The organism is Paenibacillus sinopodophylli (genome assembly GCF_005930355.1).
Lineage (GTDB): Bacteria > Bacillota > Bacilli > Paenibacillales > Paenibacillaceae > Pristimantibacillus > Pristimantibacillus sinopodophylli.
In genome coordinates, this window is record NZ_VDBO01000001.1 from 707621 (window position 1) to 731636 (window position 24016).

Genomic DNA, 24016 nt, shown 5'->3' on the forward strand with positions numbered 1-24016 from the left:
TTAAATCGACATTTTTATAGTATAACGAGTGTTGTCTTAAATGTAAACATTACTATTAATAATAATCTGAAGAAATGCTTGTGCCGCAATCATTAGGTGAGTGGAGTATGAAATACCTTTTTCGAGTCATGTACAGCAGTGTTATCCCATCGAGGATTTAACTCTTACCATAAAATTACACATGAAAAGCGTAGGAATACATCTTCAGGAGACCGTGCAACTGACTTATGCTAAGGTTATCCGATCATTCAAAAATACATCATCATCCATGCTCTTTATCGATTAAGAAAACCAATATTGGATAAATATCGGTTTTCTTTGCGTTCTTAATCGCGACATTAAGGGAGGTGGTTGCATAGGGGATTAATCTGCACAGAAATGTAAGCGCATTATTTCGGGCTAGAACAACATTTTAACAGGAGGTTTTTTATGTATCCATTGAGAAAAAGGCTAAGCAAGAACCCAATCATCATCTTATTTCTCGCCATTGTTGTACTGCTTTCGCAGATCACGTTCTATCCATTCGCAGCCTCAGCCGCTGGAGGACCTAACCTTGCTCTTGGCAAGACGGTGACAGCCAGTGGACATGCCGATGTTTATGTTGCTAGTAATGTCAATGACAACAGTCAAAGCACTTATTGGGAGAGTACGAATAATGCCTTTCCGCAATGGATTCAGATCGACCTGGGTGCTAGCACGAGCATCGATCAGTTGATACTGAAGCTTCCGGCTGGATGGGGCACACGTACACAAACACTTGCCATCCAAGGCAGCACGAACGGCTCAACCTTTTCGAATATTGTCGGCTCATCGAGCTACACTTTCGATCCATCGGTCAACAACAACACGGTGACCATCAACTTTGCTGCAGCCAGCACACGATATGTGCGCTTGAACATTACATCTAACACAAGCTGGCAGGCCGGACAACTATCTGAATTCGAAATCTATGGCTCTACAACAACGCCTTCTCCTACACCGACTGTATCACCATCACCAACACCAGCACCGTCCGGCACTTATCAAGCAGAGAATGCAGCTCTTGCATCCGGCGCTAAAGTCAATAATGATCACACTGGTTTCTCGGGAACCGGCTTTGTAGATGGTTACTGGATACAAGGCGCTACGACAACCTTCACGGTTAACGCAGCGACCGCAGGAAACTACGATGTAACACTGAAATACGGAAACGCTCAAGGCGCTGCCCGTACTCTGAGTATTTATGTCAATGGCACAAAAATTCGTCAAACATCTCTCAGTAACCTTGCGAACTGGGATACTTGGGGTACAAAAGTGGAGACGCTCACGCTTAATGCCGGCAATAATAGCATTGCATACAAGTACGATTCGAGCGACTCCGGCAACGTCAACCTAGACCAAATCGCAGTAGCATCATCTACAACAGTACCTACACCAACGCCAGTACCAACCGTAACTCCGACTGTCGCACCTACAGCAACGCCTACAGTAACGCCAACAGCATCACCTACGGCCACGCCGACGGCTACATCGACTCCAACCGCTACACCAACACCACCTACAGGCGGCAACCTAGCTTTGGGCAAAAGCATCACTTCATCCTCTACGATACACACATTTGTCGCAACGAATGGAAATGACGGCAATACGGCTACATACTGGGAGGGTGGCAGCAATCCAAGCCAGCTTACAGTTGATCTTGGCTCCAATCATACGATTACCTCCATTGTATTGAAACTGAATCCAGCTAATGAATGGAGTACCCGCACGCAAACCATTCAAGTATTAGCTAACAATCAAGACAACGCAGCCTTCAATAACCTTGTTGCCTCAGCCACGTACACTTTCAACCCTGCTAGCGGCAACACGGTGACGATCCCGGTTTCGGCTACAGTGAAACAAGTACGATTGAATATTACGGCGAATACTGGCTCATCTGCTGGCCAAGTAGCCGAATTCGAAATTTACGGAACGCCCGCTCCGAATCCAGATCTCACGATTACAGGTATGTCCTGGACGCCTACGGCTCCTGTCGAGACAAATGCAATTACATTGAACGCAACGGTTAAAAACAACGGCAGCCTCGGTTCCTCTGCAACAACGGTTAACTTCTATCTAGGCAACGAGCTTGCCGGCTCTGCTCCTGTTAGTGCACTTGCGGCTGGTGCTTCTGCTACCGTATCACTGAATGCAGGAACAAAAAATGCCGGTACGTACACGCTTAGTTCTAAGGTTGACGAAAGCAATGCCGTTGTTGAGCAGAATGAAAACAATAATGCTTACAGCAGCGCAGCTGCACTGATCGTAGCTCCAGTATCAAGCTCAGACTTAATAGCTGCTGCTGCATGGAACCCAAGCAACCCAAGTGCAGGCAATACCGTTACATTTGTAGTCAATGTTAAGAACCAAGGAAACACCGCCTCTGCCGGCGGATCTCATCCGATAACAGCTATTCTAAAAAATGCTGCCGGAACGACCATTCAAACGTTGAACGGCTCGTATAGCGGCACGCTAGCCGCTGGCCAATCAGCCAATGTCACGCTCGGAACTTGGACAGCAGCGAATGGAAGCTATACGCTAACCACAACGGTGGCAGCCGATGCTAACGAAATAAGCATCAAGCAAGCGAATAATACGAGTGCAGCGAACCTGTATGTCGGCCGCGGAGCCAACATGCCTTTCTCTATTATTGAAGCGGAGTCGTCCTCTAACCCAACAAATGGCACGAAGCTGACTCCAAACTTCACACCTGGCGACTTTGCAGGCGAAGCTTCCGGTCGTTCCGCTGTACATCTTGATGCTACAGGTGAATATGTAGAGTTTACATTGGGCTCCTCTGCTAACGCCTTTGTTCTTCGTAATGCCGTAGCGGAGAATACAACGGGCACCATTAGCATTTATGCGAATGGCGTAAGCAAAGGCAAATTCACCGTTTCATCCAAATTTTCTTACTTGTATGCAACACCTAGCACGCTTGGTCGACTCGGTTATGACAATGCCCCCGGAGCAGGTTTAACCGCTTATTGGCTCTATGAAGACGCTCAGCTCATGCTCGATCAAGTGTATCCAGCCGGTACAAAAATCAAAATTCAAAAGGATACAGGAGACGTTCCATGGATATACGTCGACATGATTGAAACGGAAAATGTAGCAGCTCCAGCATCAAACCCTGATCCGAGCAAATACGTTGAGGTTTCCAGTTCCAAATCGATTGAGCAAGCGCTCAACGAATTTAGACAGGATGCTACGAAAAAAGGAATCTTTATCCCAGCAGGTCAATGGACAATTAACAGTAAAATCTTCCTCTACGGGCGTGCAACCGAAATTATCGGTGCTGGTCCTTGGCATACCAAATTGGTAGCTCCTCAGGATCAATCCAATACGGATGTCGGTTTCAATATCGGTGCTACCGCAAACGGCTCTACGATCAAGGATTTGTCGGCATGGGGCAACTACATTTATCGGACAGACGGTCCTGGCAAATTCATCGACGGCAACGGTATGCAGAATGTAACGGTTCAGAATATTTGGGTCGAGCATTTCGTCTGCTTGTACTGGGGCGTCAATTCTTCCTACAATACGTTCAAAGACAATCGCATCAAAAACACATTTGCAGATGGGATTAATATGACGAATGGTTCATCGTACAATGTCATCGATAACAACTATTCACGAGGCGCAGGGGATGATGCGTTTGCTTTATTCAGTGCAGTAGATTCCGGCGGCTCCTATAACGTTGGCAACCGATATATTAATCTAACTGCTACATGCGTCAGACGCGCAGCCGCTTTTGCCGTCTATGGCGGATCGGATAACCTCTATCAGAACCTTTATGCAGCAGATACGCTCACATATCCGGGTATTACAATTAGCAGTTTAAGCTTCGGCTACAACACATTAGGCTTTGGCGATGTGGATACTGTAATTGACGGAGTAACATTAGATCGTACAGGCGGAGATTTCTGGACCAGCGTAGGTGCGGATGACAAAATCAATGACTACCAGAACTTTGGAGCTATTTGGTTCTTCGGTGGAGATAGAACGTTCAAGAACATTTTGGTGAAAAATGTAGATATCAATAACCCGGTATACTTTGGTCTTATGTTCCAAACCAAATCGCCAGAGAACCTCGCCATGCAGAACGTTCGCGTAGAGAACGTCAATATTAACAACCCGACTCGCTACGGAATCAAGCTTGTAGCCAGAGGTGAGCAAGGGCAGGGGCCGGTTATCGGTCAAGCAAGCTTTACGAATGTGAAAGTGAATAATGCTGGCGTTGCGGCGATTTACGGCGAAGACAAAAGCCCTAATTTCACTGTCGTCAGAGTATCCGGAAATAACTGGTAAGAGGATCGAAGAAACAGCTTACTCGATTAACGAGTGGGCTGTTTTTTTGTCTGCCGTATTTTATCGAAAAAAATGCTTCTGATCGTCCCGACAACCCTTTCACAGGTAGTTCGAAAAGGCTTAGTGACTGGTTGTTTACTTTCCTTCACCGCCGTATAATGATTTCATATCTTTCATTCATGATTTGGAAATTTGGGGGGATAACGATGGTTTTTGTAGCACTATTAAGAGGGATTAATGTTGGCGGCAACAATAAAATAGATATGAAGCTGCTTAAGGGAACTTTCGAAGGAAGCGACTTGAAAAACGTAGTGACTTATATTAATACGGGAAACATCATATTTACAGAGGATACTCGTACTGCCGAACAGCTATCCGAGCTGCTGGAGGCAGCTATTTTGCGAGATTTCGGTTTAGCTATTAAGGTAATGATTCGTTCAATAGAAAAAATTAAAACGATTATGGATGCCCTTCCAGAAAACTGGATAAACGACTCGAATATGAAAAGCGACGTTCTATATTTATGGGATGATGTCAATGAGCAGTCCGTGCTCGAGAAGCTGACCATAAAACCGGAAATCGACCGTATTATTTACGTGAACGGTGCAATTCTTTGGTCGTATGACAAAGAAAATGCGGGAAAAAGCGGCATGAACAAAATTGTTGGTACTAAGCTCTATCAGAGAGTAACCGTTCGAAATGTAAATACAGCTCGTAAAATTTACGAGCTCATGAAGGCTTCGGGAAATCAAAAAGACTGAGATAGACTGTTAAGAATTTGTTAATCGGTTGTATCTCATTTATTGAACAGCTTACAATATAATCAGTAAATGTAATAAAAGAAGGAGCCATCAACCTGTATGGAACCCCATCACAAAGCAATCCCACAGGCAGAAACGAAAGAAAGGCTCGGCACCTTATTTGAAATATTTAGCGTAGCTACCAAGCTCGGCTTCACCTCATTCGGAGGTCCGATTGCACATTTGGGCTATTTCCATGAAGAGTACATACGTCGTCGGAAATGGATGGACGAGCGAAGCTATGCAGACCTCGTTGCGCTATGCCAGTTTCTACCCGGTCCCGCCAGCAGTCAAGTCGGGATTGGGCTAGGCATCATTCGAGCCGGATTATTAGGCGGTCTAGTGGCGTGGTTAGGCTTCACTTTGCCATCCATCCTAGCATTAGTAACCTTTGGGTTTTTGCTGCAAGGTTTCGACATTGGAAATACGAGTTGGATTCATGGGTTGAAGATAGTAGCTGTTGCAATCGTCGCTCATGCCATACTTGGAATGGGGCAGAAGCTTGCGCCGGACCGCGGAAGGGTAACGATAGCGGTAATCGCTGCAATGCTAACCTTATATTGGCAAGCGACGTATGCTCAAATCCTCATCATTGTAATAGCTGGACTTGTCGGACTATGGTTCTATCGTAACAGAGTGGAGAAACGGGCTCCTGAATTGCAGATTCGATTGAGCCGTTCTATTGGAATCATTTGTTTGGCTGTATTTTTCATTCTTCTTATTATGCTTCCGGTGCTAAGACAATGGACAGATTATGAGTGGCTGGCGATGTTCGACAGCTTCTACCGTTCAGGATCATTGGTGTTTGGTGGCGGTCATGTTGTTTTACCATTGCTTGAACGGGAAGTTGTTACCACCGGATGGGTAAGCGAAGAGGATTTTCTGGCTGGATATGGAGCTGCTCAGGCTGTACCCGGACCATTGTTCACATTCGGTAGTTATCTCGGTGCAATGGCTGGAGGTTTGACTGGTGTAATCATTGCAACTGCTGCGATTTTTTTACCGGCTTTTCTTCTTGTTGCCGGCACATTACCTTTCTGGAATGGTTTGCGGAATAGTCCGAAAATTCAAGGTGCCTTGGTAGGTATTAATGCCGCTGTAGTTGGAATATTGCTGGCTGCCTTGTATGATCCCTTGTGGACTTCCGCTATTACGAAACCGATTGATTTCGGTTTAGCCGCTATCTTGTTTATCATGCTTGTCTTTTGGAAACTTCCACCCTGGATCATTGTGGTTACAGGTGCATGGGGAGGCATGCTGCTTGGTTACTTATAAATGGGAAATGAACGATTTTAGTTCATTTCCCATTTTAATTTCCACAAGATAATAACCAGTTTCAACCGCCTAGGATACTCTCCTATCATTTGGATATGAAAAATTTTTGGTACATAATGAACTTTATGAACCTCTGCGATCTCTTATCTATATAAAGGGGGAAAACCTGTGAATGTAAGGCGTCTTGTCAAACAAGCTCAAAAAGGCAGCAAAGAAGCTCTATTACAACTTATCAAAGCTGATCAGGACGCTTATTATCGTCTTGCCTACAGCTACATGCGGAATGAACATGACGCGATGGATGCCATGGCAGATATGATTGTAACGCTTTACGAAAAACTCGATCAGTTGCACAAAAGCGAAGCCTTCTACAGCTGGAGTAAAACGATTCTCGTCAACCGCTGCAAAACATTACTGCGCAAACAAGAACGATTTGTTTCATTCGAAGACGAGGATGCATCTCTTGCTGATGGATTAACCGAGGATAACTCCTATCACAATATGGAATCTGAGATGGACATGCAGACGCTGCTCACTCATCTGAATGCACAGCAGCGAGAAGCGATCGAGCTTCGGTATATACATGATCTGCCCTATCAGACCATCGCGGATATGACCGGTGCACCACTCGGAACGATTAAATCAAGAATTTCGCAAGGCATACAAAAATTGAAAGCTATGATTGGAGGTAATCATTTTGGAAACGATCGAGGAGAGGCTACAAAATCACAAACAGAACATGACCATCGTACAGGCACCGTTAGAACTTGAGGACAAACTCCGCAGCGCTCTTGCACAAGTTCCAACTAAAAAAAGAAACACAAATCGAGCGAAGATATGGGCTACTTCTGCAGTTGCAGCAATGCTTCTCGTTGTGGGGAGTTATCAATATCCTGCCTTTGCTTACTACGGAGGGAAGATATTCAATAAGACCGAGCTGAACACATTAAGCTTCACTGAAGTTGCGGAGCAAGGATATGGACAGACCGTCAACAAAAGCAAAAGGCTTGATGACGGCACCATCATTACTATAAACGGAGTGATAGCGGACGATACTGGGCTGCTCATGTTTTACACGATTGATCGACCTACAGGCTCGATATTCAATGAGAACGAATCCTTTCGTTACAATGTGAGTAAACTGGAAGGATTTATGACAGATACAGAGATGAAAGAAGGAAGCGGCAATCATAGCAAAGACGAGACACATTTCCAAGGCGTATATAAATTCGGGGAGGTTAGTCCATTCGCAAAAAATTTAACGGTTACATTCACTGAATGGCTGGATAATGGAGAGTTGGCTTCCTATCCGATCTCCTTTAAGTTTCAAGCAAACAAAGCAATGAAAAATCTGCTTAAAGAGGACATCTCCAAATCCGTTTCTGTCGATGAAGGAATCGTTCACTATGACTCCATCACGGCTTCGCCAACTTCAACCATCGTAAAGGGACATTATGAAATGGCAAACGGAGAATATCCGAGATTTCAAGCCGATACTAAACTTCTTGTGAATGGAACTGAAGTGAACACATGGAGTATGAGGTCCAATCATTTCAATGGAAAGGGCTTCCCTGAATTTGAAATTGAATTCGATGTGCTGCCGACGGACAAGCTGGAAACGATTGAGCTTGTACTCAACAACTTTGTCGGATATCAGAAGGTTGATGCCCCCATCTCCCTAGCTACACCATCAGATCTATCTATCGTTATTGGCAATGAGAAGCTTTGGATTCGAAGCGTCACCAAAACCGATGCAGGCTATGATATCGTTATCGCTAGAAAACAATTCACCATTTTGGAACCTGAAAAATTATTGGTTCAAGCTGGCGGTATACAAGTCCCTGTATCTTCTGTTACCACACCCGAGCCATGGGATCTGAAAAACGGCAATATCCTATGGGAGCAGACGTTTTCTGTTGAAACGAAGGACGAACCGGAATACCTAATGCTGGACGGATTTCACTATTATAAAAAATATGACCAGACCATATCTATTCCGTTAGGTAAAAAGCAGTAAAGAGGAAAGAAGCATCGCAGTGCAGAACATACCCATAGTGATAATAGTGTTACTATCATTCAGATAACAGGAATTCGGTCTAAACAATTAGGCTTAACGAGTTTGCTGAAAAAATCGACAGCCTCGTTAAGCCTATTGGCCGAATTAATGCTGATAAGTTATCTTCCAACTTAATAGAATACCATACTAACAACGAAGATGAATAAAGTTGCTTATGTATATCATCTCATTGCCATATCCAATGACGCATGTTAATATGTTAACGATAACATATTAGAGTATGGAGACAGTATATGAAAATTAAAATGTCGGATGTGGCAAAAGCGGCAGGTGTTTCGCTCGCAACCGTCGGCAGGGTTCTGCATAATAACGGCTATGTTTCTGAGGCGAAACGCAAGGAAATCGAACAGATTATCAAAGAGACGGGGTATATTCCCAATAAGATCGCACAAGGACTAAAAAAAAGTCGCAGTAAAATCATTGGGCATCTGACACTGTTTAACAACAACATGCAATTCAAGGAAATCAGTTCTGCAATCAATATGGCTGCTTCGAATAGCGGGTATCATGTGCTGACTATGACTAGCCACTATGGTATGGGGGATGAAGAGCAACAGCTTAACGACCTAATCGGCCATCGAGTAGACGGTATAATTATTACCTCCTATCATTCCATATCAATGGAGTTGATCGGACGCTTGATCGAACAAAATATTCCGGTTGTTATGATTGAACGGACCTATGAAATCCCAATGGTAGATCGAATTGTCGTTAATGATCACGCTATTTCATTAAACGCTGTACGTCATATCGTGCATAAAGGGCACCGGCGTATTGCTTTCATCGGCGCCGCGCTGGAACACCAGGTAGAAACCGACCGATTCACGGGTTACATTGATGCTTTGAATGAAGCAGGAATTGTACCTCATGAGGAGTGGGTAAACGTAATGTCCGAGTATTCGGTAGAGGAGGGCAGAAAGGCAATTGGTATTCTGCTCAATGCCAAGCAGCCTCCAACAGCCATTTTTATGACCTCCGACATCTATGCATGTGGTGTGATGCAGATTTTGTATGAACGTGGACTACGGGTTCCAGATGATCTATCGCTTATCGGGTACGACAATACGCTTTCGGCTTTACTTTCGCCCCCGATAACATCAGTCGGTTTACCTTTTAAAGAAATTGGAGAGCACGCTTTGGATTTGCTAATACGTCGAATGAACGACAATTCAGCGCTATCCCGTACGATTAGAATAGACCCGTTTCTAATGGATCGACATACGGTACGGAATTGGCATAGCGAGTAATTAAGGAAGTGGAATACATCATTCTTATGAATTGAGTATACACTCCTTAGCTTTATATCCAATGTGGTAACGTTAACATTTTTTTGAGCAATATGTTAACGTTACCACAATAAATAACTTGTGTAATAAGCGGAGCTCTGCAAAGAATCACGAAAAATGGCTATTCCAATCAAGCATACAAGGAGAGAAAAAAATGACTAAACCATTGCCTATGATTACCCAAATTTGCATTGTCGTGCATGATGCGGAACAAGCCAGTGCTAATTGGGCTAATGTTCTAGGCGTTCAACAAGCACCTGCAGAGACCATTACGATGGAGGGACTGCTTCACTACACGTATGGAAATCTTGCAGAATACAACAATTGTAAGGTAGCCAAGTATGAGCTAGAGCATCTCATCTTGGAACTTATGCAGCCTGCCGAATCTCCAAGCCCTTGGAGAACCTTTCTAGACCATCATGGACAAGGTGTTTTTCATTTCTGCATGTTCGTCGATGACCGCAAGTCGATGTATAGCAAGCTAGGTGCCATCGGGGTGGAACTTCCTTACCATGTTGGTTATGCGGCTAACGGTTCGTATAGCTACGTGAACTCAAAAGCTCAGCTTGGGTTAGAGCTCAGTGTTAACAATGTGGCTGACAATAGTCACTTGATGGAGCTCCTTGCTCAAGGGACTGCAAAACCTTTGGACGAGGTTAAATTACTCAGGTAAGCTATTATATCCTCAGAAAATAACTTTATAAACAGCAAAGGAGCACACGATATATGGATATTATTACTCTTAGGGCTTTAATGAAGGAAAGAGATTCCTTCAGTATGCTGGAAACGTTGGATGTTTTTACAGGTGAACGGACTGTTTTGCATGAATTTAACGAGGTCATTGAAGCCCCTAACTGGACCAAAGACGGACAATTCCTTATTTATAACAGCAATGGGCTTATGTATGCCTACGAATTGGAAACGAGCGTAATCAGGCAGATTGAGACTGGATTTGCTGTGGATTGCAATAATGATCATGTGCTTTCACCTGATTCCGCTCAACTTGCAATCAGCCATTTTACGGAAGGAGATGCACAGTCAAGAATTTATGTGCTGCCCCTAGCAGGAGGGATACCGAAGTTGATAACGCCGAACGCTCCTAGTTACTTGCATGGATGGTCTCCAGACGGCTCAACCCTTGCCTACTGTGCGGAAAGAAACGGACAATATGATATTTATACCATTCCACTTAACGGTGGTGAGGAAACTAAGCTCACAAACCTTCACGGCTTGGATGATGGACCTGAGTTTTCACCTTGCGGCCGTTCGATCTGGTTTAATTCAACGCGAAGCGATTTAATGCAGATTTGGCGTATGGACTATGACGGGAGCAACCCAGAGCAAATGACTTTTGATGAGGCCAACTGTTGGTTCCCACATGTTTCACCAGATGGCGAATGGGTGTCCTATGTCGCTTACCGTATGGGAGATGTAGACCCTGCTGACCACCCAGCTAACAAGCATGTGGAACTACGGCTCATGCCTTCGGCGGGAGGAGCAACTCGTACTATTGCTCAGTTGTTCGGTGGACAGGGAACGATGAATGTCAATTCATGGGCACCAGATAGTCGCAGACTTGCATTCGTTTCCTATCGACTGAAGGAGTAGCTTTCAACGCTTGATACAAGCCTGAGTTAATAGAATTGTCTTGTCAAGGACCAAGATTACAAAAAATTGAAGGGAATGATTGTATGTCATCTGTACAACCCATTAAAGTAGCTGTAATAGGATGTGGCATGATTAGCGATGCTTATTTGAACACAATGGTTAACCGCTTTCACATATTAGAGGTGGTCGGCTGCTGTGATCGTAACCCCTCCAAAGCAGAACGAACCGCTGAGAGATATAATATTAAAGTACTCTCCATGGAAGAAATTATCGCGGACAATACGATTGAAATCGTAGTCAATCTGACCGCTCCGACTGCACATTACAGTGTCGTGAAACAGCTGCTAGAAGCCGGAAAGCACGTGTATACAGAAAAAGTATTAGCTAACGAGCTGGAGGAAGCTGCCGAATTGGTTCGAATCGCAAATGAAAACAATCTATATCTCGGTGTCGCTCCAGATACTTTTCTTGGAGCAAGCATACAGACAGCCAGATACGTCGTGGAAAGTGGGATGATCGGTAAGGTTACTTCCTTTCACTGTGCTCTAAACCGGGATATTTCTCTCTTTGCAGAGCATTCACCATTTGCATCTAAACCTGGAGCAGGCATTGGTTTCGATGTCGGTATATATTATCTTACTGCTATGTTGAGCATATTAGGACCAGTCAAAGAGGTATCCGGTATAACGAAGACTCTGAACAAGGATAGGCAGCATTATTTCATTGAAAAGCTCGGTGAGCCCTATGAATTGCAATGTGAAAATCTGATGTCCAGTACATTGGAGTTTGAATGCGGAGCGATTGGCAGTATGTTGTTCGACTCTAATTCTATACTCATTATCCCAGAAAGGCCGATGCTTGTACTATATGGAACAAATGGTATCATGTATATGTCCGATCCCAATCTTTTTGGCGGCGAGGTTAGCATTATTTTGAAAGGAAACACAGAACCTATGGTCATACAGCAATCCCATGCTTTCACTGGTGAGAGCAGAGGACTTGGCGTCGCCGAAATGGCGTGGTCCATGCGCAAGGGAAGAGTAAACCGTGCAAGTAAGGAAATGGCGTATCATGCTCTAGAGGTTTTACACAGTATCGTTCTCAGTGGGGAGAAGAAGCAGCACATTGCCTTGAAATCCACATTTGCCAATACGCCGCCGATTCCAAGAGGCTATTTGGACAGCACGTATTTCAACTCACAGGAAGAGTCTGGACTCGCGTATTAACCTATGACAGAGTCTCATTTATTGAAGAACTTTAGAAGAATGTCAAGCTGAACCATTGGTCTAATTGTAATATGAATATGGAGAGGAGTGATGTCTTATGATGAGACATTCAATTGAAAATATGGCCAATAAAAATAAGAGGATATCGTATGCCTAGCCCTCTAAACTACGTGAATCCTCGCAACTACGGGGACGTTTAGATGAATCAACAACCGGTAATGTATTATATTTAGAGCACCCGAATTTAATTAAGATTATTAATCATTTTGAAACAAATAATGGCTATGCCGTCATATTCGAATGGTTTGATGGCCTATGCTTACATTCACATTGGTTGTTTTCACCTTTCTACAAGTACAAACAGTTATCTATTCAGAACAGATTGCAGTCACTTGATACCATATATGAATTCCATAAATACGTGGAGTCAAATGGATATGTGGCTCTTGATTTTTATGATGGCAGTATTCTTTATGATTTCGCAATGGATGTAACCAAGATTTGTGACATCGACTTTTATAGAGCAGCTCCTTCTGTGAATGACATGGGGGAGAGTTTCTGGGGATCTACTCGGTCGAAAGCACCGGAAGAGTTTATACTAGATGCCCCGATTGACGGAAGAACAAATGTATTCACAATGGGTGCTATTGCATTTGGGTTGCTTGGTGGCGAGATGGATCATTCATTCTCAAAATGGGAAGCCAGTCGATCCCTCTACGAAGTCGCATTACGAGCCGTTAATGAAAAACGAGATCAACGGTATAGCTCAATCAATGAATTTAAAAGTGCTTGGGATTCCATAGCCACGACATAACGAGGTTTGACACGACACCAAATGGTGTCGTATAATCAACATGAAACTAGATAAAACCTGCAATCCCATGGCATTAATTTGTAGGAGATGGTGCTGTGAGTGATAACAACCAGTTGCGAGATCCATTTGACGCGATTGCAGATCCAACTAGGCGCCAACTGATTCGTCTGTTAGCTGAGGCACAGGAGTTACCGCTCCATGAATTAACAGCGCAGTTTCAAATGGGGCGCACAGCGGTATCGAAGCATTTGACCATACTTAAAGAAGCAGGACTGGTACTGGATCGGAAAGTCGGAAGAGAAACAAGATTTAGGCTAAATGCTTCTCCACTTAGAGAAGTTCAAGATTGGATCTCTTTCTACAGAAAGTTTTGGAGCACGAATATGTTGCGCTTGAGTCAATTATTAGAGGAGGAAGAAGAATGAGTTTAACCCTATCCTTAGATTTCGAATATAAGTCTTCCATTGAGAAAGTATGGTCTGCGATAACCGATTCAAACAAGCTTGCAAAATGGATCACTGAAAATGATTTTGAGCCCGTTGTCGGACATCAATTTCAATTCCGCAATAAGCCAAGCGAGTGGTGGGATGGTATTATTAACGGGGAAGTGCTTATCGTAGATGCACCAAACCGCTTATCGTATACTTGGGCCGTCGGAGATGAGAAGCATACGGTCACTTGGACGCTGCAGGATTTCGGGAATGGAGTCGTTAACCTTCATCTTGAACAAACGGGAATTACAAATGAACATGGATTCGCAGGCGCTAAGCATGGCTGGGGTAACTGGTCCGGCGAGCTTGAGAAGCTGTTGGCACAATAAGCCCCTTCATTATGTAAACAGCACCGCTTGCTTGAAAATGAAGTAAATACGATAGTCGATAGCTACGTAAACCCAATGAATACAAACCGGCTGCATATTGTGTGCAGCCGGTTTGTGTCTCATTCAGACTTTCTGATAAATGATCGAGCTGCCTAAGTTTCGACACAAGTAATAAGGTTACATAGCAATATGGGCATAAAATGAATGGAATCGGAAGGATGTTAATCATGAGCGAGTCTAGTCAGGAGTATATCGTAATCTCAGGTGCGAGGGAAAATAATCTCAAGAACGTATCCTTAAGCATTCCCAAGCGAAAGATCACAATCTTCACTGGAGTGTCCGGATCGGGCAAGTCATCTATCGTCTTTGATACGATTGCAGCTGAATCCACACGATTGTTGAATGAAAATTTCAGCTTGTTCGTGCGCAATTTTCTGCCTCGTTATCCGCAGCCGGATACGGACGCGATTGAGAATCTGAGCATGGCTGTTATTGTGGATCAGAAACGGCTGGGTGGCGGTTCACATTCCACAATGGGCACGATAACCGACATCTCGCCGATTCTACGACTCCTATTCTCCCGCGCAGGTCAGCCCTATATTGGACAAGCTAACCTATTTTCATTTAATGATCCGCAAGGCATGTGTCTCGAGTGCAATGGGCTTGGTCGCAGACTGGGCGTCGATATGAGCAAAGCTGTGGACAAATCCAGGTCGCTAAATGAAGGAGCAATCTTACTGGGAGACTACTCGGTGAATAGCTGGGATTGGAACATACTCATGCAGTCAGGGTCCTACGATCCCGACAAGAAGCTAAATGACTATTCGGAAGATGAATTGGATCAACTTCTATATGGCAAAGCGAAGAAAATAGAGGTGCAATTCGCCGGGAAAGCGATGAATATTACAGTAGAAGGCATCATCGAGAAATTCTCCAACAAGTACATCAAGCGAGATGTGAAGACGATGTCCGAGCGCACACAACGAGCTGTTGCGCCGTTCATCTCCGAGGGACCTTGCTCTAGCTGCCGCGGAGCGAGACTTAGTCAGGCTGCGCTAAGCTGCAGAATTAATGGACTTAATATTGCGGAGCTGTCCTCCATGGAGGTCGGGAAACTTATCCGTGTCATTAAGGAGATTGACGATCCTGTTGCTGCGCCAGTCGTCAAGTCACTTACAGAGCGACTTCAGCATCTGGTGGATATCGGACTTGATTATTTGACGCTGGATCGTGAGACGGATACCTTGTCGGGGGGAGAATCGCAGCGCGTCAAGATGGTGAAGCATCTGAGTGGCAGCCTGGTGGATGTTACCTATATCTTCGATGAGCCAAGTGTTGGCCTGCATCCTCGAGATGTACATCGGTTAAATGAATTGCTTCAGAAGCTGCGCGACAAGGGAAATACGGTCATTGTCGTTGAACATGATCCGGATGTAATCAAGGTGGCCGATCATATCGTTGACGTCGGGCCTCACGCTGGCAGCCGCGGCGGTACGATCATGTTCGAAGGTAGCTACCAAGGTCTGTTGGAATCTGGCACATTAACTGGCAGCCATATGAAGCGACCTCTTCTACTGAAGCCAGATAGTAGGGAGCCATCAGGCAAGCTTTCCATCACCGATGCAACTCTGCACAATCTTCAGAACTTGAATGTAGACATTCCTACTGGAGTGCTGACAGTCGTTACAGGTGTCGCCGGATCGGGCAAGAGTACACTAATTAACGAAGTATTCCTCCGCGATCATCCGGACGCCATTGTAATCGACCAATCTTCGGTAGGCGTGTCAACACGTTCGAATCCTGCGACCTATACCGGCATTATGGATGATATCCGAAAAGCATTTGCTTCTGCGAATAAGGTTAACCAAGGTTTGTTCAGCTTCAACTCGAAAGGAGCTTGTGAGAACTGCCAAGGGCTTGGCGTCATCTATACAGACCTTGCCTTCCTTGATAGTGTGAAGCTGCCATGTGAAGTATGCGGAGGCAGACGGTTTAAGGAAGAGGTACTCGCATATAAGTTCCATGACAAGTCAATTGCAGAAGTGCTTGAGATGACAGTCGAGCAAGCATTGGAATTTTTCCAGCTGAAAGAGGTTGTTCGCAAGCTCCAGGCGATGAGTGATGTGGGGCTGAATTATATTACACTCGGCCAGCCGCTAAGTACCCTCTCGGGCGGGGAATGCCAACGAATTAAGCTGGCAAGCGAGCTTCATAAGAAGGGCAGTATCTACGTCATGGACGAGCCGACAACCGGCCTGCATATGTCTGATATTGGTCACCTTCTGGCCATTATGAACCGGCTCGTAGATACCGGTAATACGGTTATCGTCATTGAACACAACCTCGATGTGATCAGTCAAGCGGATTGGATCATCGACATGGGACCGGATGGAGGCAGCAACGGCGGTCAGTTGGTGTTCGAGGGAACACCTCAGCAGATCATCCATGCGGAGCAATCGATTACGGGAAAATACTTGAAATAATCATCGGGGGAGCCTTAACAGGTTCCCTTTTGTCTGTATTAAGATCACAATGGGAAAATATGTTCACTCACACTTACCCATATCATTCATTGCAACCTTCCTCTACATACTCTCGTCTTAAGACAATATTACAATTAAGGTGGGATATTATGCTTAAAATAACTGCCCTTTCCATAACATTAACGGGTTGTATCCTTCTTACTGCATGCGCAGGGAATACGTCTCCAAATGAATCACGCAGAGTCACAAATACTCCAACAAATGATCTCATACAGATAGAGTCTGATAAAATCGCTCCAGAAAAACATGATCATACTACAGCCGATCAGGTCGACAAAGCTCAATTCGAACCGGGATTGTACATAGACCTCAAATCCTACGAAGATCAGTTAAATGGACAAGATGTATCAGCACTTATCGTACTCGAAAACAATTTAATATCATTAATTGAACATGATAACACGAATTATACTGCAGGTTTTGTGACTGAAAAGCTAGCGGAAGCGATGAAGTATTACTACGGAGAAAAATTCCACTATCGGTTTACAGATATTGAGAGCGTTGAGCCAAATCCGAACAACAATCATCTTCACATTACCGTTATCGGACAACGTCTAGATGCTACATCCCAGACAATTGAAGATGTTAAACTGATGTACGCCATTGGACAAAACGATCAGAGCGATTGGGTGATTTATACCATCGATTAATGTTGTTTTTTTAGTCGCTTACTAGACCAAAGTCCAAGCCCGTTTCCATCCGCCGGGAGGATGATGATCTCTAGAAAAAAGGGCTACAATGAGAGCAACAATACAAGAAAGTGTGGTTGTCCTTATGAAGAAAAAAAGCGCCCTGCAGGCTTGGAAAATGCTCATCCTGTCACTTCCCAAAGGAATTATGGCATTCGTTGTCATCGTAGTTGGATTATCTGTAAGCCTTCCGCTGTCCGTGTTTCTAATCGGTGTGCCGCTGCTGGCCGCAACATTGTCTCTTAGTAAAACATTGATGGTCGGAGAATCAAAGATTGCGACACGCTGGATATTGGGGCAGAAACATCCTGCCGACTCCGACCTTATTAGACCGACTGACGCCGAGCAACAGGGATGGCGCTCTTGGCTGTTGTCCGTTCTAAAGGATGGACGATCGTACCGAGGTATCTTATTCGGGATTATACAGCTTCCGATTTCCATTGCAGCATTCACCGTAGCCATCGTTCTTCCTGTTACAGCTTTTGCCGTGCTTCTCTCTCCAGTAGCATACGAGGTAAGCATGCGAATGTTTGATTTCAATCTGTTTTCGAGTGAGTGGGAGTTGGGACTAAGCTATCTATTCGACTGGAGCTTGACATCCGCCCAACGCTCATGGATCGCTGGTGGAGTCGGTCTAGTATTCGTATTGCTGCTCCCCCTAGTACTGAAAAGGCTCGGCCTCTTGTATGCGGCATGGATTCTGAGCGTCGCAGGTCCGGAGCCTGTGCGAGTGTCAAGCCATGAAGAAATGTATATCGGAAGAGATTTTGCTTTCTCAACGGAAAACCCGTAACCAACTGACAGTAGGCCAGCCAGAGCGTCTAATACGACGCACTGGCTGGCCTACTGTTTTTCTGATGAATGCTTCAATCAGGATCAGTTGTTTCGGTGTTGCTTCCGGTATTGTGAAGGATTAATTCCGTAATAACTGGTAAATTGCCTTGTGAAATAGTCAGATGAATTGAAACCAACTCCGAGAGCGATCTCGGTTATTGGGCGCATCGTGTATTGCAGCAGCTTCTCAGCTTGCTTTAGACGGTATTTCATCAGTGTTTCGATAATTGAGTCTCCAACCTGCTCCTTGAACAGATGGGAGAGACGCGATGGAGACAAGCACACCTTATTGGCAAGGTCCTCCACTAGAAAATCTTCTGTATATTGCTCAGAGAGGATGTCGAGTACTTCCTTCACTCGCGGATCCAGCTTCTTCTGTTGATTCTGGCTCGCAATCAACAAGATGATTTCTTCAAGCGCGTTTAAGGTTAACTCGTCACGAAGTAACCCATAACCATCGAACCTATAGGAAAGCACTCTCCGAAAAGCTGACTCAACTGCTCGGCGGGACTTTTCGTCACTGAAATGGAGGTGAAAAACAGACCCTCCCGTAGTACTGCTTGGAATCCAGTCCATCCATGACAAACGGGGCATGAAGTGTGCCCATAGCTTCTCCCAGGTATGCCCTTCTGCAGTGAAATAGTCTTGAATGGTTCCAGGCGATACAAGTGTCAACGTCCCAGAAGTACATGACAGATAGTCTTTCCTGCCATTATTTATAAATCCTTTTCCAGATAATGTGTACATAATTAGCCAATCCTTCGTCCCTTGAGGCCGATAACAGGTGTATCCATGAGGCTCGTTATAGTGATCAGATATGAGGATCCCAGGGGGATGCGTATATTGCATTTGATTGTAATGCATAGCAGGATAAGTAGGATTTTCAGCCATAAGTTCATTCCTTTCATAACTCCTTTATTCTACAATATAATAGAAGTCATCCACAATATGAGAACGCTTACCAACCAGCTGAAGGAGTTAAACATATGGAACAGTTGCAGCAGTATGATACTGAAATACTTAATATGAAGGGGCTATGGCGATACGCTATGGACCCTCAAGATATCGGTGAGAGTGAACGCTGGTACCAAGCACAGCTTGCTGGACAGGAAGACGTTGTAACACTCCCAGGAACTCTAACACTGAATGGCGTTGGAGACATACAGGAGTGGAGCGAGGAGATGAATCGCGAATCGGTTCGTTCTCTGCGCCAGCGTCATTCTTATATTGGAGCCGCATGGTATGAATATGAGACAGAGGTATCGGCCGAATGGATAGGCAAATGTTTCAAAATCTTTCTCGAACGGGTAATGTTTCAATCGACATTATGGGTGAACGGTCAACAGGCAGGTAGTCAGGACAGCTTATCCATTCCTCATAGTTACGACGTAACAGCACTCATTAAAACGGGAGAGAAGAATCGATTCACGATTCGCATCGATAATCGTGATATACAGAATCTCGGAAGTTATCCCAGCGCCTATACAGAAGAAACACAATCGATTTGGAACGGGATAGTCGGGCGAATTGAGCTTCAAGCTTCGGAGCAAATACGGTTAAGCAGCGTGCAGCTTTTCCCTGACCCTAAGGAACGCATCGTGACCGTGTTGGGTACGTATCATAATTCGTCATCTAAGGGAGCGCATGCCGAGATTACGATTTCGGCTCGGATTAAGCATGGACAAACACGACATGAGGCTCCTTCGATAACGAAAAACCTAGAGATCGCCGCATCTTCGTCAAAAACCTTTGAATGGTTGTACGAGATGGGGGAAGGGGCCCTTGAGTGGGACGAATTCTCACCAAACGTCTATGAGATGAAGCTTGAAAATCGATTTATACTCGGAGATTTGCGGGTGGAATCAACAGAAACGCAGACGTTCGGCCTGCGTAGTTTTCAAAGTAACGGAAGGATACTGGAGGTTAACGGCCGGCCAACCTTTTTGAGAGGAACGCTGGAGTGCTGCATATTTCCGCTGACAGGTCATCCTCCGATGGAGCTAGATGCGTGGCTCAATCTATTCGGGACAGCACGAGATTATGGCTTGAACCATATCCGTTTCCATTCTTGGTGTCCTCCGAAGGCGGCTTTCGAAGCTGCAGACCAATTAGGCATCTATGTACAAGCTGAAAGCCCGATATGGATGGATACTTGGAATTTGCCAGTGGGGACACATCCGGAGCATTATACGTATTTGCCGGAAGAAGCACGTCGAATTCTGGATACCTACGGGAATCATCCTTCGTTCTGCATTTACAGCAACGGGAATGAATTAAATGGTGATTTCACTCTACTTCACAAGATGGTTGCCGCGTTAAAAGCGAACGACAACAGACGCCTGTATACATTAACGACGAATTGGGATCGCCCGCTAGACCCGACAGATGATTTGTTCTGTTCGCAAACGGTGGATGGCGTCGGTGCCAGAGGTCAGTACTTCCCAGAGCAATTATCCGATACCACTCAACTCGACTTTCGGGTAGCAGTTTCTAAGCGAGCTGTTCCTGTAGTCACCCATGAAGTAGGCCAATACACTGTATATCCGGATGTAGAGGAGATTGATTCCTATAGCGGAGCACTGCGTCCGGTTAATCTGGAAGTCATTAGAGCGGATTTAAAGAAGCGCGGCTTGCTAGGCGATATCCGTAAGTTTGTTCATGGTTCAGGCATGCTGGCACTGCAGCTTTATAGAGATGAGATTGAAGCTGCACTTCGCACACCAGAGCTTGGCGGATTCCAATTGCTGGATTTGCATGATTTTCCGGGTCAAAGTACGGCAACAGTAGGTATTCTTAATGCGTTCTGGGAATCGAAGGGTCTAATTGAACCCGAACGATTCCGTGAGTTTTGCGCACCAACCGTACTTTTGCTTCGCATGCCGAAACGTATGTATACGACCGATGACACCTTTCATGCAGAAGTGACGATTACAAATTATGGAGCAAGCGAGATGCCTGCCTCCAACGTGAAATGGACAATTGCCGACGGAGAAGGACTTGTCATTGACAGCGGACTTCTGCAAGCAGGTATCATACCGTTTGGCGCTGACATACCTATAGATCGATTTACCTCGGATGTGCTGAAGACTATGAAGCAAAGCGATCGGCTTACGATATCACTGGAATGGATGGGTAGCGATATTCGGAGTGAATGGCCAATTTGGGTATATACGACCACAGCGGAGCAGCAGGTTACGGAGGAGAATATTTGGATCACTAGCGATCTTGACGACGAGACAGAGCGCATACTCGCAGAGGGACAGAATGTTCTCTTCCTTGCTTCTAACAACACGCTGGAACATGCTGCTCCAGGTAAGTTTTACCCTGTATTCTGGAGTCCTGTCCACTTTGCAACTGAAAATCCGTGCGGTATTGTCGTAAATCATAGACATCCTGCACTGACTGGTTTCCCTACCCAGAGCTATGCTGAGCATCAATGGAAGGATTTGCTTGATCGTTCCGTATCACTCGCCATTAGTGACGAGTTGCCTTTTAACCCAATTGTTCAAGTCATACCCAATTTTTTTCATAATCGCAAGCTTACAAACCTAACGGAGTACAGGGTCGGCAAGGGTAAGCTACTCATTTGTGGTATTAACATTGATGAGGATTTGAATAGCAGGCCAGCGGCCGCACAGCTTCGCAGAAGTCTCATCGCTTATATGGCAGGGGGGCAGTTTGCTCCTGAGGTAGCTTTGGAGATGGAAGGGCTTCGGTCGCTGCTGAAGAAGAGAGAACCTCATGAAAATGAAGGAGCTAATCAAACCATTGCGGGACGTGAACTCGGTATAGGCAAACCAGCTTCAAGCGATAGCGTGAAAGATGACAACTATGCGCCGTTTAAAGGAAATGACGGGATTGGGCATACTTTGTGGCTTGCAGCAGACGACAGTGTGGGTCACTGGTGGCAGGTTGACTTAGGCGAGGAAAGAGCCATTATCGGAACCAAGGTGAAATTTCATGAGGAAGGCAATTTCCTATATGTCATTCAAGTTTCTAACGATGGAATGGACTGGAGCGTAGCGGCGAACCAAACGGGACAAACTTCAACGGAGCAGATCCGTATCGATCATTTTGCCGCGAATGGAAGGTATGTCAGAATTGTATACAATGGCTTGCCGGCAAGCGTTCACGCAGGGCATATCACATTCGAGGTTTACGGCACTTAATTACTAGGTTTATGGTCAGATAAGCTAAGAAAAGAGGCAGTCACCTCTCTCACTCGCTGATATTGTGAAAAGCGATTGGGAAGCGGTGACTGCTTTTCTCATCAATCGATTGAATGAGATTATTTATTTAATGCGTTACGAACGATCGGAGCTACTTTATTAGCTAATAAATCAATGGCTTTCTCTACTCGAGCGGTTGGTTGATTACCCATATCCAATTGCCCCATAAAACGAGAATGGCCAAATAGCTCATGCTGATATAAAATTTTCTCCGCCAGTTCTTCAGCACTGCCAACGGCCAATATTTGATTAGCGGCACGCTGTGACATCATTTGCTCCGCAGTGACAGGGGGGAAGAACTGTCTGCGATCTTTCATAAAATGTCCCATGTATTGATTGTAATGAGGTGTAAACTCATGCATCGCTTGTTTCCCATCTTCCGCAATGTAGCTATGTCCGGTCACTGAAACTTGTAATTTCGATAAATCATGTCCTGCCTTTTCGGCTGACTCCCAATACAGTTTCGCTAAATATTGAACGCGCTCTGGCTCGCCAGCTAATAGCCCTAATACCATATTTGCACCAAGCGCTCCCGCACGTTCTGCACTGGCAGGCGTTCCTCCCACACCAATCCACATTGGAATTTTGGGCTGTACGGGACGTGGAGCGATTTGTGCATGATGAAGAGGTGATCGGAAATCACCTTTCCAGTTGACTACTTCTTGTTCTTGCAATTGTATGAATAGACCCAACTTCTCTTCAAACAATTGATCGTAATCATCTAAGCTGGCCCCAAATAGGGAAAAGCTCTCTAAAAAGGCGCCACGACCCAAAATAATTTCGGTTCGTCCACCGCTTAATAAATCTAGGGTGGCAAAGTCCTCATACACTCTTACAGGATCTGCTGTACTTATAACAGATAACGTACTTGTTAACTTAATCTTTTTAGTTTCTCTTGAGATGGCACTCAGTATAGCAGCATAGCTTGATGTGACAAAGTCCAAACGATGATGCTCACCTATACCGAATACATCAAGTCCTGCTTCATCAGCCCACTTTGCCATTTGGATAATATTCTCAACTCGTTCCTTAGCAGACAACACATTAGCATTAGCATCCGGAATGCGTTCACCTAACGAATATACGCCGAATTCAAATTTCATTTCTTCACCTACTTACAAAAGAATGATTAGTAATATGATTGACAATATACCTAAAATCGCAATCATGGCCGTATCTTTAAATGTATCTTTCACTCGAATATGAGTGACAACACCCCCGAAGCCAACCGCTATAGAAATAGCAGCCCCTAAGATTGCCGCTCCTTCGATCCAGAAACCTGCAATCAATAATATGGCTGCAGCAAGCTCAACGACTCCGGTTATGATTCTAAACCACTGCGGTAATCCCCACTTGGTGAATGCTTCTACATGCATTTTTGAACCCATTGTTTTTCCGCTGCCAGCCATTATGAACATGACTGCCAGAAGCCCTTGCAAAATCCAAGATAAAATAGCCATCGTAATCCCCCACATTAATCGATTATTGG

The 24016-nt window shown here is 44.9% G+C and carries 18 protein-coding genes and 1 pseudogene; 16 read left to right on the top strand and 3 right to left on the bottom strand.

From position 1 onward, the window contains the following. Positions 1–429: 429 nt before the first annotated feature. The 15 genes and pseudogenes from FGT79_RS03050 (at position 430) to FGT79_RS03120 (ending at position 18257) form a co-directional block, all read left to right on the top strand. Positions 430–4326: a galactose-binding domain-containing protein gene (locus tag FGT79_RS03050; RefSeq protein ID WP_138751310.1), complete on the top strand. Its 3897-nt coding sequence runs from the start codon at positions 430–432 to the stop codon at positions 4324–4326. A 206-nt stretch (positions 4327–4532) separates the two neighbouring features. Further along, entirely contained in the window at positions 4533–5087 is a 555-nt protein-coding gene (locus FGT79_RS03055; protein WP_138751311.1) for a DUF1697 domain-containing protein, read from the top strand. Positions 5088–5186: 99 nt separating this feature from the next. After that, positions 5187–6401 (top strand): chromate transporter, encoded by a 1215-nt coding sequence (locus tag FGT79_RS03060; protein ID WP_138751312.1) that lies wholly within the window; start codon positions 5187–5189, stop codon positions 6399–6401. 168 nt (positions 6402–6569) lie between these two features. Further along, positions 6570–7172, top strand: coding sequence for an RNA polymerase sigma factor (locus FGT79_RS03065; protein ID WP_138751313.1), 603 nt, complete (start codon positions 6570–6572; stop codon positions 7170–7172). Further along, positions 7099–8418, top strand: a complete 1320-nt coding sequence (locus FGT79_RS03070) for a DUF4179 domain-containing protein (RefSeq protein WP_138751314.1) — start codon at positions 7099–7101, stop codon at positions 8416–8418. Before FGT79_RS03065 ends, FGT79_RS03070 begins: the two co-directional genes overlap by 74 nt. A gap of 293 nt (positions 8419–8711) precedes the next feature. Continuing rightward, entirely contained in the window at positions 8712–9725 is a 1014-nt protein-coding gene (locus tag FGT79_RS03075; RefSeq protein ID WP_138751315.1) for a LacI family DNA-binding transcriptional regulator, read from the top strand. A gap of 193 nt (positions 9726–9918) precedes the next feature. Continuing rightward, on the top strand, positions 9919–10437 hold the full coding sequence (locus FGT79_RS03080; protein ID WP_138751316.1) for a VOC family protein: 519 nt from the start codon (positions 9919–9921) through the stop codon (positions 10435–10437). Positions 10438–10490: 53 nt separating this feature from the next. Continuing rightward, the gene (locus FGT79_RS03085) at positions 10491–11372 is read left to right on the top strand and encodes a TolB family protein (RefSeq protein ID WP_138751317.1); all 882 of its coding nucleotides are present in this window, start codon (positions 10491–10493) and stop codon (positions 11370–11372) included. 83 nt (positions 11373–11455) lie between these two features. Beyond that, the gene (locus tag FGT79_RS03090; protein ID WP_138751318.1) at positions 11456–12598 is read left to right on the top strand and encodes a Gfo/Idh/MocA family protein; all 1143 of its coding nucleotides are present in this window, start codon (positions 11456–11458) and stop codon (positions 12596–12598) included. A 229-nt stretch (positions 12599–12827) separates the two neighbouring features. Further along, positions 12828–13412, top strand: a pseudogene (locus tag FGT79_RS31750) (protein kinase family protein); the annotation flags it as partial. A gap of 95 nt (positions 13413–13507) precedes the next feature. After that, positions 13508–13837 carry an ArsR/SmtB family transcription factor gene (locus tag FGT79_RS03100; protein WP_138751320.1) on the top strand — a complete coding sequence of 110 codons (330 nt, stop codon included), beginning with the start codon at positions 13508–13510 and terminating at the stop codon, positions 13835–13837. Next, positions 13834–14232: an SRPBCC family protein gene (locus FGT79_RS03105; RefSeq protein WP_138751321.1), complete on the top strand. Its 399-nt coding sequence runs from the start codon at positions 13834–13836 to the stop codon at positions 14230–14232. Before FGT79_RS03100 ends, FGT79_RS03105 begins: the two co-directional genes overlap by 4 nt. A gap of 227 nt (positions 14233–14459) precedes the next feature. Then, complete coding sequence (locus tag FGT79_RS03110) at positions 14460–16715, top strand: ATP-binding cassette domain-containing protein (protein WP_138751322.1); 2256 nt, start codon at positions 14460–14462, stop codon at positions 16713–16715. Positions 16716–16864: 149 nt separating this feature from the next. After that, positions 16865–17425, top strand: a complete 561-nt coding sequence (locus tag FGT79_RS03115; protein WP_138751323.1) for a hypothetical protein — start codon at positions 16865–16867, stop codon at positions 17423–17425. A gap of 88 nt (positions 17426–17513) precedes the next feature. Further along, complete coding sequence (locus FGT79_RS03120) at positions 17514–18257, top strand: sensor domain-containing protein (RefSeq protein WP_138751324.1); 744 nt, start codon at positions 17514–17516, stop codon at positions 18255–18257. 83 nt (positions 18258–18340) lie between these two features. Here the strand turns inward: FGT79_RS03120 and FGT79_RS03125 are convergent, their stop codons facing one another. Beyond that, entirely contained in the window at positions 18341–19189 is an 849-nt protein-coding gene (locus FGT79_RS03125; protein WP_138751325.1) for a helix-turn-helix domain-containing protein, read from the bottom strand. 95 nt (positions 19190–19284) lie between these two features. Here FGT79_RS03125 and FGT79_RS03130 point away from each other — a divergent pair, with 95 nt between their 5' ends. After that, positions 19285–22467 carry a galactose-binding domain-containing protein gene (locus FGT79_RS03130; RefSeq protein WP_138751326.1) on the top strand — a complete coding sequence of 1061 codons (3183 nt, stop codon included), beginning with the start codon at positions 19285–19287 and terminating at the stop codon, positions 22465–22467. A gap of 119 nt (positions 22468–22586) precedes the next feature. Here FGT79_RS03130 and FGT79_RS03135 read toward each other — a convergent pair whose 3' ends face one another. Together FGT79_RS03135 and FGT79_RS03140 are read right to left on the bottom strand one after the other, a co-directional pair. After that, positions 22587–23630 (bottom strand): LLM class flavin-dependent oxidoreductase, encoded by a 1044-nt coding sequence (locus FGT79_RS03135; protein WP_138751327.1) that lies wholly within the window; start codon positions 23628–23630, stop codon positions 22587–22589. 12 nt (positions 23631–23642) lie between these two features. Beyond that, positions 23643–23987, bottom strand: a complete 345-nt coding sequence (locus FGT79_RS03140; protein WP_138751328.1) for a DoxX family protein — start codon at positions 23985–23987, stop codon at positions 23643–23645. Positions 23988–24016: the final 29 nt, after the last annotated feature.